The sequence below is a fragment of the Microvirga tunisiensis genome (assembly GCF_009296175.1).
Taxonomy (GTDB): Bacteria; Pseudomonadota; Alphaproteobacteria; order Rhizobiales; family Beijerinckiaceae; genus Microvirga; species Microvirga tunisiensis.
Window position 1 is genome coordinate 1 of record NZ_VOSK01000176.1, and the last position, 13649, is coordinate 13649.

Below are 13649 nucleotides of genomic sequence, written 5' to 3' on the forward strand. Positions count from 1 at the left end.
CAGGCGCCCACCGTCGAAAGCAGCGGTGATCTTCTTGCGGCCAACGGCTGGAAACGGGAAGGTGGCAGGTGTATCGTCCGGCATGGCGAGTGTGGCACAGGGCAATTGGTGGCAGGGATTAGTCTCAACAACCAAATCCTACGCTGCTTCAAGTGCTTAAGCTACACTCGCCAGCCTTCATCAACCTTCCCATGCATAAGAACGGCTAGTTGCGCATCAGGCGCACGGTGCCGAAGAGATCCCGCTCAATTATGAGAGAGTAGAAGCGGCGAATACCCTGCTCCAGGTCGATCCGGTGCAGCACCAGAGAGTGATTGATCGAGACCGGAGGGCGTCAGGCATCAGGCTCTGTTGTTTGGTCCACCTCTTGCCGGCACTTGGCGAGACCATGGGGAAGCATGGCGTCGTGACCGCGATAAATCCAATCGAGTGTGATGTGGTACGTGTCGCACAGCGTCATGGCCGCATCGATCCCGATACGGGAGAACCCGGTTTCGATATTGTGCCACATAGCACGCCCCATGCCGTTCTCGCGCGCGAAGTCGGTCGCGGACAGTCCCGTCGTGAGGCGCAGCAGCTTCATCCGATGGGCAAGAGCCGGCAGGGTGCGCGGATCCAGCCGGGTTGGCCTGTTTCTTGTTTTCATCTGCCCTTCCCCCATCCGCCTCGGCTCGGCAAACCGCGCGGCAGCGGCCGCCAGCCGACGATCTGACGATCGAAGTAGGTGTGCGTGCCGTAACGAGCCCCGAAGACGCGCCAGTGGCTCCGCCCTGTGATGTCGTCGTGCTCCCAGGCGCCGACCGTCACCGGATAGCTCGGCGGCGCCTCTTGGTCTTCTATCCAGAGGATCACAGGGGTTCCGTCACGCGGGGCCAGCCTGACCGGATACCAGTTGTCCATGATGGTGCGTTCCCGGTTCAAGACTCTAACTCCGGACGGCCCACATCCGCCTCGGTCTTGCCGACTGCCACTGTCTCCAATGCGTGAATACGAGCCTCGATCCACCCAGCCATTGCATCGACGAACTCCATGGCGTACGCGGCCAGTCGTGCATCAGCCCCATAGGTCTGGCGGAAGGCCTCCCGCACCTTGGCAACTTCCTTTCGGATGTAGGCCGGACGGATCTCAGGCGGCACGGTGACCGCTCGCTCGGCGATGGTGTTGACGATCTTCTGGATCCGCGCGGCTTGTTGTTCTCGGTTCATCGTTGCCCCTTCAGAAACTACTTTGCCCTTGTCTCCCCCGCCTCGGCTCTGCCGCATGCCCGGCAACAGTCGGTCCAAGGCAGATTTAGCTTTGGGTTGGGCTCAAAGGCCAATGGAGGAAAGCCGCTTTCCTTTCGTAAATCTCCCATAAGACAGAGCATACAGATTTGTGGGGCACCAAATTATGGATCAGTTTCAGGAGCCCGCCATCTCAACACGTTTACCTGGCCGTCAATTAGGGCTACCCCACGAAAACTTTTGCTCTCCCAAGAGCTTCCGGACTGCCACCCAGACGATTGCGGGCTACAAGGTCATGGTGATGATCCGCCAGGGCCAGGTGGCGATCGCACCAGCGAGCGACATGAAGGCTCAGAGTGATTTCATTGCGGCTCTCTTCAGCGTTGCGGCCTAACCTGAGCCCTCGTCCGGCCTTCGCTTGACCTACGTCAGGGTTTGCAACGGAACCGCCTACGGTCAGGCTCGCATCTATGACACCGTCGCCGAGCGCCATCCTGATGCTGACGTGATCGCTCCACCACGATCAACGGCGGTGCTGAGCGGCATGGCAGAGAGCGCTCCAACCGGGCGCGAACGGCATCTCCAAAGCATTGCAGAGCATGGATGCATGGGCTGGCAGACGAGGTTCGGGTACACTCGACGAGCCCTGGTGGAGGCATCCAGCAGCCGGCTTAAACGAGTGATTGGGAACGCCTTGCGTTCGCGGACGGAACAACGCCGCCGAACCGAGATGGCCATCGCCGTTCATGCCCTCAACCGCATGCTTGAGCTTGGACGCCCGAAGTCCGTCCGTACGGCTTGAGGCAAGACATGGGGCGGGCTCAGTGCGTTCACGAGCTGATCCGTGCACCACGTCACAGAGATGCACAACGGACATCGGACAAACGTCCGGACCTGTCCGCGTGGTGGACTGCGGGCAGACGAACAGAATGGGCCCCACCCCCCTTTAGGGGGTGCCTCCTTCTGTCCGGTCGCCTCACGGTTCAGTTCGTCTCTGGACCAGGTCGGGCACTTCGGTTCACGCCGACTTGTTTCGCAGAGAGTCGAATCGAATGCTCTTTAAGATAGGCCGTCTCGCTCAGTCACGGCGCTCCTCGCGTCGCTCCGTGCGTCCGGTCCGCCGCTCATCGCGTCGCTCGTCGCGTCCGGTCCGGCGCGCCTTGCGGCGCTGCATGCCAGGGGTGCCAGTGGCGGGTGGTGGTGTCACTGGCACTGGCGTCTGGGCCCCAGCGTGTGACGCCGTCAGGACCGCGGCGGGCGCCGCGAGGCCCAGTACAGCCGCCCACCCCACGAGAGAAAGAGCACGCCGACGAGAGATCAAGTCCGAAGTGATGAGTTCGCTCATATCCATAACTCCAATCTCGGTGGTCCAGCAGAAACCTTGTAAGGATCTTCGATCGCAGCACGAACGTTGATTGACGCTTTACCGAACCTGACGAATGGCTTCCATCCCAAGATGAGCCGCTCCTCGCAGAGCCGATGATCAGCTCCATGGATACAATGCCGACCCGACGCGTCCCCATGGATTCTCATCGGCAAGACGCGGCGAGATTCCCTTCAGTGCGGCAAGCTCAGACCATGCCACACCAGCCTTCAATCTCATGGCATTCTTCATGATCAGGCTTTGGCTAATCTACGCCGACCCAACGTTCGTGCTTGATCAAAGCAGACAAAGTCCTGACACTTTGGGCCACCCCGCCGGTGACGGTCAGGATGAGATACCCCAAGCCAGATACGTGGTTCAGGCACGACCAGATCGCCTCGGTCAACCAGAGGATGCAGCGCGGAAGAGACAACGGAATCGGGCAATCCAATTGGCGCCGTTATAAAGCCGACGCGATTGCCGCTTGGATGCCACGGATGTTTGCACCGCTTTTGAGCACCTTTTGGATTGGCTCGGCCCGGCCTGAGATCCAAATCTTAAGGTCCGAGTCCATGTCGAAGGTCCCGGCATTCTCGATCGAGTAAGTGGTGATGGCTCGGTAGGGAATGATGAGGTATTCGACCTTGCGGCCAGTGAGGCTCTGTTTATCGACAAGGATGAGGCGCCGATCGGTGAAGACGAACAGGTCTCGAACGACCTTGAACGCAACCTCGACAGGTTCGTCCGGCAGGAGAACACCATCGAGTTCCTGCCGCGCCTGATCCGACGTGAGGTCGCTTGCTTGGCCGAGTATCTTGTTGATCAGTCCCATAGTGTTCCCTCCGTACCGACTGCCGGACCTTCAGCCATTGGTGTTGTAACCGGCTTAACCACACATTGATAGATCGGCATCCCGCCCAGTCCGCCGGCGTCTGGTCGTTGGGCAATGAGGTGCCTGCCCGCCTCCCTTAATTTTATTCTGCGTGCCTCCATGGGCCCTCTGTCTGGGCCAGAGGTGACAGCTTAGAGGTCACGCCTGGTTCGAGTTAGATTAGCGGCATTGGCGATAGGAACCAGTCAGAGAAACGGCAGCCCACCCACCCGCTGGCGCTCTTGATGGGCCGCCTTGCAGGCGGGCGGGTTCGGCGCTGGGATTGCCCCCACAGACCGACGGGACGGGTTTTGGCGGAAAAGCGTTCACCCGCCTTGCTGTCATAGGCTAATGACCTTTTCAATTGGGCCTGATCTGCTGCGTGAGCGCCCGTTCCGTACTGCGCGTTACACGAAATTCGACGCGGATCTCCCATCCTCACGCGCCGCGCCGACTGCATCGCAGCGGAGACGAACGAGACCAGCAGGCGCCCGCGACGTCGGTCATGCGCCGCAATTCGCATTCCTCGCCTCGCCACAACTGGCCGCAGTCCGCACATCGCGGGATATTCGGACAGCGTCAGACCCTCATAAGGGCTAATGATCTGGAACAGGTGAAAGCCGTTGCGGCACACCAGGCTCGGCTGCAACCGGAGTCAAGCCGAGGGAGGCATCGGGCCTGCCCAGGTGCCATCAAAGTCCCACTGCTCGCCAGTGACAAAGTTCGGGACCGGATGATGCTCAGCCACCGAACAACACAGATCCGGGTGCCACTTGTGCCGGAACAGGTTGTACCGCAATACGATGGCTACGCTGGCTCGGTTGACCGTAATCGGACGCCTCGTCATCGACTGATCTCCCTTCGTCGTTGGGTTGTTGGGATGACCCGCTTAGCGGCTCGTGTGAGTTCCGCTGCCCGTCGCGGTGATGCCTCGCCCGCCAGGCCGTCGGGGTCTCGCCGGACCAGCGCCGGAACGCCCGCGTAAAGGCGCTCGCCTCCGAATAGTCGAGGGCCGCCGCAATCTGGCCGAGTGGCACCTCGGTGTCCCCCAGCAGTTGACGCGCAAGTTCGAACCGGATCTCGTTCGAGAGGTCCCTGTACCCTGCGCCACCGTCTTTCAGGCGGCGGCTCAGGGTGCGACGGTGGATTGTCAGCAGATCTGCGATGGCATCGGCCGAACAACGGTCGCTCGTCAGCCGCACGCGCAGCAACCGGCGGATGTCGTCCGGGAATGCGGAGCCCTGAGCGCCCTTGAGTTGCTTGATCCGCTCCTCCAGCATGGCCCGCAGCAGGGGATCGGCGCCGGGGATGCGAAGCTCCAAGCAGCGGCTCGGGAACACCAGTGCGGCCATCTCCTGATCGAACCTGACCGGCGCCCGGAAATGGCGCCGATAGGGCTCCATATTCACCGGCTGGCCGCGGGGCAGCAGCACCTCCGCCGGCGCCCAGTCCGCCCCGAGCAGGGCCCGGATAGCGTTGACCGCACAGGCGATGGCCCCGTCGGTGATCTGATCCGCACTCTCCATCCCGGGCTGATAGACGGCGTGGCTGAAAACGGCCGTGTCGCCGGCCACGTCGAGCGACGGGACGATGACCCGATCCTGCACACTGAGATGGGCCACCAGCCCGCGCAAGGCATCCCCGAAGGTCTCCGAGTGCAGCATCAGGCGGCCGACCAGACCCAGGGACAGGATCGTCGCCCGACAGCCGACCAAGAGACCGAAATGCCGGCACTGGGTATGGGCCACGCTCAACGCGCACAGCCGGCCCAGAGCCCGGTGCGGGATCAGGTTGGTGCCGTCCTCGAACAGACGCGGGTCGAGCCCCGCCGCCTTGATGATCGGATCGGGATCGAGGCCGAACGCGCGCAGGGTCGGGGCAATCTCCTTGGCCACGCCGAGTTGGACGTACCCAGCCGGCAGCGCGCGCTCCGGTGCTGCCGTGGGCAGGGCTGGCGTCGCTTGAGAGGGCAGTCGGCCGCTCCCCAGGCCCGATGGATTGTCAGTAACTTCTAGCATGGAGTGCTCCTGCATCGGTATCGGCTTCGGCAACCAGACGGCGGACAGCGGGGTCTTCGCTGGTGTCCTCCGTCCACAGGCAATAGGTCATTTCGCTGAGGCTCAAGGCCGGCAGAGCGGGCCAGGCCTTGGCGTGTGCTCGAACAGGCGCTTGGGCTGCGGCAGGAGGCGAGACCGGGGCAGCACCAGGTGGAGGCTGGGGCCTCTCGCTCATCACGACTGCCGAGCCGCAGAACAGCCCGAGCAAAGCGAAAACGACCATGGCGCGCTTGACACTCGCGCGCCGTTGCCGCCCGCGAAGCTCTCCCGATAGGCGTTGGAAGGACGAGACGCTCGGGTTCGCCGGGCCAAGAACGCTTCGCAGGAGGGCGGCCTCGGCGCAGCCGGGTTGCCATGCGGAGTGGTCGAAGATGGGCATTGGTTGCCTTTGTCCACCGCGATTGCATCGTCCAGGGTGGGCTCCCCAAAGCCAGCAGGGATGCCTGATGGTGCGACGCTACAATGCTCAGGATTGATTGCGCTATTGTCCTGAGGCACATTGACCTCGAGGACACTGTCCTCAGGGACAATAGGGTTCCTTCCGCACAGCAGGTCGGAATGGGAGTGACGCACGTGTCAGCCGTTGTCCACATCGTTGATGACGATGCATCGTTCCGCACCGCAATCCAGCGTCTTTTGCGCGCCTCCGGCTATGCTGTTGAGACCTACGACTCGGCGGAACAGCTGCTGCAGCGACTACCAGATGGGGCCGGTCCGAGCTGCATTCTTCTCGATATCAGGATCCCCGGCCTGAGCGGGCCGGACTTGCAGGACCGGCTGTCCGCCTTAGGCTCGCACCTGCCCATCGTCTTCCTGACAGGGCATGCGGACGTCCCTACCACCGTCAAGGTCATGAAGGCGGGTGCGGACGATCTGCTGACCAAGCCAGTCACGAAAGACGAGTTGATCGCTGCCCTCGAGCGGGCGATCGCCCGCAGCCGCGCAGGGCGGGAGAAGAACGAACAACTCCATTCGCTGCAAAAGCTTGTCGACAGCCTTGACGCCTCGTGAGCGACAGGTTTTCGAACGCGTCGCTCGGGGAAGGATGAACAAGGAGATCGGGCGCGAGCTCGGGGCGACAGAGCGGACGATCAAGGCCCATCGCAGCAACATCATGGACAAGTTGCAAATTGCGTCTGCCGCCGAGCTCGTGCTGATCGCGGAGCGCCTTGGCATTCTGGCCGAGCAGCCAGCTGAGATCAGTCGATAGCACCAAGCCCTAAGGCCACCTCGATCCTGGTCAACCGATCCTGTCCTCAGGGACAATAGCAATAGCCACTGGATCCTGCACAATGGGAGCGACAAACAACAGCGGTTGAAAATCTTGAATTTGCCCTCCTCTGAGGCCACTAGTGCTTTGACTGGCCCGGCTATGCGATCGTCAATCATGGGCACACGCCATTTGGTCGTCGTTGTCGACGATGACCCAGGTATCCTCCGTGCGTTGCAGCGGGTGTTGCAGCTCCATGGATTCGAGACCGAGGTCTTCAGCAGTGTTGAAGGCTTTCTTGAGGGCGCGCATTTAGGCGATGCCACCTGCCTTGTGCTGGATGTTCATTTGCAGCACATGTCTGGCATTGAGCTCCGGCGTCACTTGACGCGTTCAGGCCATTCGCTCCCGGTCATCTTCATCACGGCGGTGGAGAGCGAGGCCACGCACAAGGCGGCTTTGGAAGCGGGTTGCGCCGCATTTCTGTACAAGCCATTCCCTTCTGACCGCCTGATTGAAGCGATCGAAACAATCATCGAGAAAGACCGGGAACACTGAGCCACCCGGTGCGAGCCTGCGTCCTCGCCGCTGCCTCAGCCAGTCTGAACGCCGACCATTTCAAGGCACTCTGCCAGAGGCGGAAGTCGGGTCTGCTTCGTACGGCTCGCACGATGGATCACCACCTATCGGATAAGAGGAAGCCTGATCCGGAACGAGGCGCCGCCGTAATCCCGGTTTTCTGCCCAAATCTGCCCATCGTGCGCCTCGATAATGGTGCGCGCGATGGACAGCCCCATGCCCATGCCCATGCCTTCGGCCTTGCTGGTGAAGAACGGCTCGAAGATCTCGTTCAGGTTGTCTTCGGGAATTCCCGGCCCGTGATCCGACACGGAGAGTTCGGCAAAGTTCCCGGCACGCGAACTCTGAATGCTGATGATGCGGTTTTCGGCAGGTGTATCCCTCATCGCATCGATCCCGTTCATGACAAGGTTCAGAATGACCTGTTGAAGTTGAACGCGGTCACCGAGGATCGGAAGCGGCTCCGATGTGATCTCACTGATAAGCTCGACCTTTCGTCCGACAGCCACCCCCGAAAGAAATCCGACCGTTTCCCGCGCAAGATCGTTGAGGTCTAAATTTTTTAGTTCGAATGGTGCCTTTTTTAGGAGGCTGCGCAACCTTCGGATGACTTCGGCGGCGCGTTGATCGTCGCTGAGAATATCGTCCAAGATCTCGCTCACCTCCACGACGTCAGGCTTCGGAGATTTAAGGATCGCCTGTGCCGCCTCAGCATTCGCCAGAATAGATCCAAGCGGTTGATTGATCTCGTGAGCGATTGAGGCGGACAGTTCGCCAGCGGTCGAGAAGCGGTTGACGTGGGCCAGTTCGGTCATACGCTGCCGCGACTGCACTTCTGCCAACCGACGCCGCCGATGCTCGAGCAACAGGACCGAGATCAGCCCGGCTTGGACGAGAAGAACTGCGAGTGCAAGCGTGATCTGCCAGGTATAGCGCTCCCACGCCGTTGGCTCCCGAAACAGGATTTCGCTTCCCGGTGGCAGGCGGCTCTCGCTGGTATTCCAGCGCTGAAGTTGTCGCCAATCGTATTTCGGCATCGAGAACCCAATTGGAGGAACCTTGATGCCGCTCGCCTTCTCTCCTTCCAATATTCGAACGGCAACGGCAGCAGTCGGTCTGGCACCTTCGGCCGGTGAGAACATCGGGCCGCCAACGACCTCGCCGGTAAAGTAAGACTCGTCGAATGTAAAAATAGGAGCGTTGGCGACCTCAGAGATGCGCTTCAATGGCTCCTTGTCGCCATAGACGGCACCTGCGCCGTCCACCGCCATCTGCTGAAAAAAGATTGCACTGTTGGGCGGGAGCCTTGCAACTTCCTTCAAGATCTCCTCGAAGGGTCGCTCGTTGCAAAAGATCAATTCAACCTTATTCGCTAGAAGCGGACCCAATATCCGTTGCTGCTCGCCAGTCCAAAATCGCTCACCGGGGGAGTTTCCGAGTATGAAAGCAATGACCTTTGTCTTCGGCAACAGCCGCAAAATGTTATCGACAGGAGCAACCTGATCGAACCGTACCGCAGTCACAGCATCTTGCTCGGACAACATGGATGGATCAACCAGCCGTACTTCGACTGCCGCGAGCAGCATCGGGGTTGTTGGATACAGGTCTGCCCTATGTCGCTGGATGAAGCGTGCCGCAGGTCCGCCCATTGTGACAATCAAATCGGGCGGTCGTTGAGCATAGAGCACCCTGAGATATTCAACGAATTTGGCTTCAGCAGCCTCGTCACCATTCCGAGCCGTGACGAGGGCATGTTCTTGAATGTCTAGTGACCAAGGCGACTGTCGGTTCAGTTCATTCTGGATCTCCCTGCTCCATAAGATCCCCTGCTGGAAATTCGGGCCAAACGAATCGATGAACAGGATCGTTTTCGGCTGAGCAGCAGGTTCGCCAGACTTAGGCTGAGCGGCAGACCCGCCCATTGAGACCAAAAGAATGACGGCAGCGGCGTTCCACAGATTGACCAGCCGCTTCATCCTCAATGTGCACAATGCAGCCATGCGGCCTCCATGGGCGCGTTCAGTCCGCCTGGGATTTCCCGCCACCCGGTGAGGGCATCCAAGGTAGCTACCTCGTGGCTCCCATAGGGGCATCCCTCCCACGTCAGGCGCAAGACCGTTGTCCGCCGCCGTTTGACTCGCTCGGTGGTCATCGAAATGCCTCCCATACGACCCGTGATCACCCAAAGTAATGCACGGCGGGCTGACTTGGGCTAGGGTTCAACTTCCGCAATGGGTCGAGGCTGGGTCAAAACTCAAACAAGCCCAGTCTTGACGAAGCATTTGTACAATTTCCTGCCTCTGCACCGGAAAATTCCCGGCCTATCCGAGCCGACAAGACATAAAATTCCAACAAGATGTGGCTCGTCAGCGTTTTGACACACTCTCGGTCACGAACAGCCCTTCAGCTTGGCCGTGAGAAGGTCCGCTCTTCGCTCCTGACCTGCCCTCCCCTGCTGTCGTGAACGCCCAGCGGGCAACTACCTGCCTCCTGCCCTATTGGAGAGCATAAGGATCCGAGGGGCAGTCACTGCTGATAGGATTTCAGGGCGTGCCACCGCGACACGGCTACTGGCTCATGAGTGAAGACAGATGCCCAAGCAGCAGAGCTGCCCCACAATACCTCATGCTCTCCTTTATGGAATGCAAATTGCAAGCGTGATGAAGATGCCATGCACGAGGCCGTCTGCTCAATGGAAGTAGAATTAGCAAGTTTGTGCTATCGTGTTAATCGCAGCGTTAGCCAGCTCATGCATCAGGTCACGGAGACGATCAATGCGGCGGCGTGAATTCATGATCTTGTCCAGCATGGCGGTCGTGTGGCCCAAAAGTGTTGCCGCGCAGCAGTCAGAGATCCCGGTGATTGGGTTTATCAGTCTAGCCGGGCCTGACACATTCGCCCATCTTCTTGCTGCTTATCATGAAAGCCTTCGTGAAGCGGGGTTCGTCGAAGGCAGGAACGTCGCCATCGAGTACCGATGGGCAAGAGGTCAATATGACCAGTTGCCGGCACTTGCCGCCGATCTCGTCCGCCGCAAGGTATCGGTTATCGTGGCCAGCGGCGGCGACCGGCCAAGTTTGGCGGCCAAGGCTGCTACGTCGACAATTCCGATCGTTTTCACTGGCAGCGACGATCCGGTCGGATTTGGCCTCGTCCAGAGCCTGAGTCATCCTGGCGGGAACATGACCGGCACTGCCGGTTTCACATCCAAACTCGAAGTCAAGAAGCTGGAAATCTTGCACGAAGTCCTGCCCGAGCCCCGCCTGATCGGCATGCTGGCGAACCCCAAAAATCCCGCCGCTGCGGCAGATGTAAAGGATGTCGAGGCGGCTGCTCGCTCCATGGCGAAACAAATCCATGTCGTTTGGGCAAGCAATGAAAGCGAGATCGACGCGGGCTTTGCCGCATTCGCTCCACTACAACTGAAAGGCTTGCTTCTCGGACATGATCCGTTCTTCAACAGCCGACGGGACCAGATCATTGCCCATGTGACACGCCTCGCCATCCCGGCGATTTATGAGCATCGAGAATTCATTCTCGCTGGTGGTCTGATGAGCTATGGAACCGACATCCGGGAAGGTTACCGTTTGGCTGGTGATTACACCGGCCGAATTCTGAAGGGCGCCAAGCCGACCGATCTGCCGACCCAGCAACCGACCAAGTTCAATCTGATCGTCAATCTCAAGGCGGCGAAAGCGCTGAACTTCGAATTCCCGGCCTCCATACTGGGTCGTGCCGATGAAATCATCGAATGACCTCCTGGAGACCCTCCGCCTCGATCGAGTGACGCCGCTCCCGGGATTCCCTCTTTCACGGCCCTCGGCCTCAGCCTCGACGTCCCGCCCACCCTCCTCGGCCGCGCCGATGTAGTGATCGAGAAGGGCCTCTCGTAAGTGCCTGAGGTGCCGCCGTAATTCCGATAATTGTCAGTATGGAACGCGATTGGAAGTGTTCGGAAAGTCTTTCCGGCGGCTTATGGTACGGCGTGCCTCCGATGCAGTAAAACCGCCGCCCGCATAGGCCTCAGCACAGCCACGAATACTGGCCAATGCTTGGTGTTGGCCCAAGAAAAAGCCCCTCACGAGAGATTATGTGAAGGGGCCTGAAGTTAGGCGAAGGCTAAGGATTGCGAGGCCTTCAAGAAGGGCTAAGGGTTGAAGACGAAATTTATTCCATGCCCTCTGGCCGGATTGAGCAGGAGGAGAGGCCGAAACAGCACCGTTCCGACCACTCCACACCTGGCCCTGAGTTTCAACGGAGCCGCCGCACCTCCAGGCAGGCAAACGATGGCTGGCTTTACACTGTCCTACATCAGGAGCCTTCGCCTACTTCGTTCACGGCAGCATGTCCCTCAAGGTGACCTGTCAACCCATGTTCTCGTCGAAACGGCTGTCTTTGTGGTGGCTGGGGCATTATTGCTCGCCACCATTGCTGCAATCCGCAACTGGTTTGTGCAGAGGCCGTAATTCCGATAAGTCCTCATGGAGTGCCCCTGAGGGGGTTTCCGGCGCTTATTTCTCGCTTAGCAAATGCCGGGCCAGCATGGCGAGGATTATGGCGCTCAGGACGACAACCAGGAGCAGAACGAATCTGGCCCCCCTCTTGTGCCGGGCCAATTCGGCATTAATGGCTTCCAGTTTCCGGAGCTTGTGTTGCTGTTCGCGGTCGTGATCGTTCATTGTCCCCCCGTGTAATCGATTACACGGGGTGAAAACTGTCAATGAGCTTCTGAGAAGATGGTTTACGAGACAGGCTTAAGCGCTGGAGGACATCGCTTGAGCTATGCGTCAGCGCGGGTATGTCGGCTTCAACGTGCTCGGATTACGGCGTCTTTGACCAAGCTGAGCGAGCGGCCGTGAAAGAACTCTGAATGTCTCCCCGTAGGCTCGAGACACGGCTATGCCTGCGAGAACCAAAGAAAGGTATTCGGCAGAGCCGAGGCGGTCCATGGGACCGACAGAACCAAATGCTGAAGCTGCAAAAGAAGACAGGGGCAACTAACCAATGACGTCACCCACCGCGATTGCTTACCCATGCCCAAAATGCAAAGCAAGGCAAGCACTCTTGCCACCCAAGTGAGAGTTTTACAGACCCAATCGTATGGCCATGATTTCAGCATACCCTGCAACGGCTGAGGCACTAATGCCGTCAGCTATGGCCTCCCAGGGATGAGCTGGCATCACAAGCCACCAAAAAGCAGCCGTTCCAATCGCTGCGGTTAAGACGTGCGTCATCAAGAACATTCGAGAGGTCATAGGTGGCGAGGTCCTAGCCGGGATGTAGTGCCTTGTGTTGAAGAGGCTAACACCCTCCTGCGGTCCCTAAAAGCAGCCACCTTGGGTTACTCGCCCGTTGCCTGACGAACTCCGGTCCCCGATCAAACACCATCTCATCCTGCACTGGATCGACCCGGAGCAGGGCGTCACGAGGTTCTATTCCCTCATGATTGAACGGGATCTATTCGGGACCGTGCGCTTGGTGCGCAACTGGGGGAGGATCGGCACCCAAGGGCAGGAGCTGGTGGAGATCCACGCCAGCGAGGAGGAGGCCGGGCTGGCGCTGGAGGCGGTCGCCCGGGCGAAACGGCGACGGGGGTATAGGGATCTTTAGACAGCTAGTGGCTGGGCCGCCTTAACACAGCGCAGGCAATCAGGAGCCCCAAGGAGAAGGTGATCACCAGGAACCCGCCACCTTGGTAGATTTCCACCGGCGAGAGTTCACGACAGGCTGAAAAGCCAAGCTGCTCACACGCCCATCTGGACCACTCCTCCATGGTCGCGCCCTCTGTGCTGTCGGCTATACCTTATTCGCCTCGCGCAAGAGGGACCATGGATCTCGCATAACGCCCATTTTGACGAACGAACCGCTCTGCCCGGAGTTGCTTGTGAAATAGTTTGGGAGGGAGCTGCGGTGCCCCGCTTTTATTTTGACCTGCGGGAGGGGGAGGAACTCGCCCTCGACGAGGCGGGTCTTGAGTGCGACAGCCTTGAGATCGCCGAGCACGAGGCAATCCAGGCCGCCGCGGAGGTCTGCCGATATCGGCTGCCGGAGGGCGGTATCGGCGCGGTCACGATTGAACTCAGGAACGAGCAACGCCGGCGGGTGCTGACCGTGACGATCTCCGTTGAGGTCCATTCAGATTGAACCGCCACTCCCGCGCGCAAGCCGGCCAAAATTCCGAGAAGGCGCAGTATGGAATGCACTGAGGTGCGCACAAAAGTACGCATCCGAGGTGGGCCGCCTTGTAGGAATTGTCGGATTTGGCACTGACTGTCCTTATTGACGTCAAAAAGGACAGTGCGGCTATGGATCGAGTTGAGATTGTCGATACGGGTCGGCGTCGTCG

15 protein-coding genes are annotated in these 13649 nt (G+C 59.6%); 7 read left to right on the forward strand and 8 right to left on the reverse strand.

All coding sequences use genetic code 11. The features are described from left to right. Positions 1 to 334: 334 nt before the first annotated feature. From FS320_RS27810 to FS320_RS27820, 3 genes are read right to left on the reverse strand one after another with little or no spacing between them, the layout of a single operon-like run. A complete protein-coding gene (locus tag FS320_RS27810; RefSeq protein WP_152715432.1) occupies positions 335 to 646 on the reverse strand; it encodes a helix-turn-helix domain-containing protein in 312 nt (103 codons plus the stop codon). After that, the gene (locus tag FS320_RS27815) at positions 643 to 921 is read right to left on the reverse strand and encodes a hypothetical protein (RefSeq protein WP_244627434.1); all 279 of its coding nucleotides are present in this window, start codon (positions 919 to 921) and stop codon (positions 643 to 645) included. Before FS320_RS27815 ends, FS320_RS27810 begins: the two co-directional genes overlap by 4 nt. After that, the gene (locus tag FS320_RS27820; protein ID WP_152715434.1) at positions 918 to 1205 is read right to left on the reverse strand and encodes a hypothetical protein; all 288 of its coding nucleotides are present in this window, start codon (positions 1203 to 1205) and stop codon (positions 918 to 920) included. Before FS320_RS27820 ends, FS320_RS27815 begins: the two co-directional genes overlap by 4 nt. A 184-nt stretch (positions 1206 to 1389) precedes the next feature. Here FS320_RS27820 and FS320_RS46185 point away from each other — a divergent pair, with 184 nt between their 5' ends. Then, complete coding sequence (locus tag FS320_RS46185; protein WP_192926354.1) at positions 1390 to 1617, forward strand: hypothetical protein; 228 nt, start codon at positions 1390 to 1392, stop codon at positions 1615 to 1617. Positions 1618 to 2301: 684 nt separating this feature from the next. On the opposite strand, the gene FS320_RS27835 is transcribed toward FS320_RS46185, so the two are convergent. The 4 genes from FS320_RS27835 to FS320_RS27850 all read right to left on the reverse strand — a co-directional run bounded on the left by FS320_RS27835 (position 2302) and on the right by FS320_RS27850 (position 5893). Continuing rightward, positions 2302 to 2568 (reverse strand): hypothetical protein, encoded by a 267-nt coding sequence (locus tag FS320_RS27835; RefSeq protein ID WP_152715435.1) that lies wholly within the window; start codon positions 2566 to 2568, stop codon positions 2302 to 2304. 478 nt (positions 2569 to 3046) lie between these two features. Next, positions 3047 to 3418, reverse strand: a complete 372-nt coding sequence (locus FS320_RS27840; RefSeq protein WP_152715437.1) for a PH domain-containing protein — start codon at positions 3416 to 3418, stop codon at positions 3047 to 3049. A gap of 779 nt (positions 3419 to 4197) precedes the next feature. Next, positions 4198 to 5475: an AraC family transcriptional regulator gene (locus FS320_RS27845; RefSeq protein ID WP_152715439.1), complete on the reverse strand. Its 1278-nt coding sequence runs from the start codon at positions 5473 to 5475 to the stop codon at positions 4198 to 4200. Continuing rightward, positions 5459 to 5893 carry a hypothetical protein gene (locus FS320_RS27850; RefSeq protein ID WP_152715441.1) on the reverse strand — a complete coding sequence of 145 codons (435 nt, stop codon included), beginning with the start codon at positions 5891 to 5893 and terminating at the stop codon, positions 5459 to 5461. Before FS320_RS27850 ends, FS320_RS27845 begins: the two co-directional genes overlap by 17 nt. A gap of 194 nt (positions 5894 to 6087) precedes the next feature. Here FS320_RS27850 and FS320_RS27855 point away from each other — a divergent pair, with 194 nt between their 5' ends. From FS320_RS27855 to FS320_RS27860, 3 genes are all read left to right on the forward strand, one after another. Continuing rightward, positions 6088 to 6525, forward strand: coding sequence for a response regulator transcription factor (locus FS320_RS27855; protein ID WP_338105515.1), 438 nt, complete (start codon positions 6088 to 6090; stop codon positions 6523 to 6525). A gap of 34 nt (positions 6526 to 6559) precedes the next feature. After that, positions 6560 to 6724, forward strand: coding sequence for a LuxR C-terminal-related transcriptional regulator (locus FS320_RS50315; protein ID WP_338105516.1), 165 nt, complete (start codon positions 6560 to 6562; stop codon positions 6722 to 6724). Positions 6725 to 6901: 177 nt separating this feature from the next. Then, positions 6902 to 7282, forward strand: a complete 381-nt coding sequence (locus FS320_RS27860; protein WP_152715443.1) for a response regulator transcription factor — start codon at positions 6902 to 6904, stop codon at positions 7280 to 7282. A gap of 125 nt (positions 7283 to 7407) precedes the next feature. On the opposite strand, the gene FS320_RS27865 is transcribed toward FS320_RS27860, so the two are convergent. Then, positions 7408 to 9303 (reverse strand): sensor histidine kinase, encoded by a 1896-nt coding sequence (locus tag FS320_RS27865; protein WP_152715445.1) that lies wholly within the window; start codon positions 9301 to 9303, stop codon positions 7408 to 7410. A 774-nt stretch (positions 9304 to 10077) separates the two neighbouring features. Here FS320_RS27865 and FS320_RS27870 point away from each other — a divergent pair. The 3 genes from FS320_RS27870 (at position 10078) to FS320_RS27880 (ending at position 13447) form a co-directional block, all read left to right on the forward strand. Further along, positions 10078 to 11058: an ABC transporter substrate-binding protein gene (locus tag FS320_RS27870; protein WP_152715447.1), complete on the forward strand. Its 981-nt coding sequence runs from the start codon at positions 10078 to 10080 to the stop codon at positions 11056 to 11058. Between the two features lie 1597 nt (positions 11059 to 12655). Further along, positions 12656 to 12913 (forward strand): WGR domain-containing protein, encoded by a 258-nt coding sequence (locus FS320_RS27875; RefSeq protein WP_152715449.1) that lies wholly within the window; start codon positions 12656 to 12658, stop codon positions 12911 to 12913. A 300-nt stretch (positions 12914 to 13213) separates the two neighbouring features. Then, positions 13214 to 13447 carry a DUF6894 family protein gene (locus FS320_RS27880; RefSeq protein WP_152715451.1) on the forward strand — a complete coding sequence of 78 codons (234 nt, stop codon included), beginning with the start codon at positions 13214 to 13216 and terminating at the stop codon, positions 13445 to 13447. The last annotated feature ends 202 nt before the right edge of the window (positions 13448 to 13649 follow it).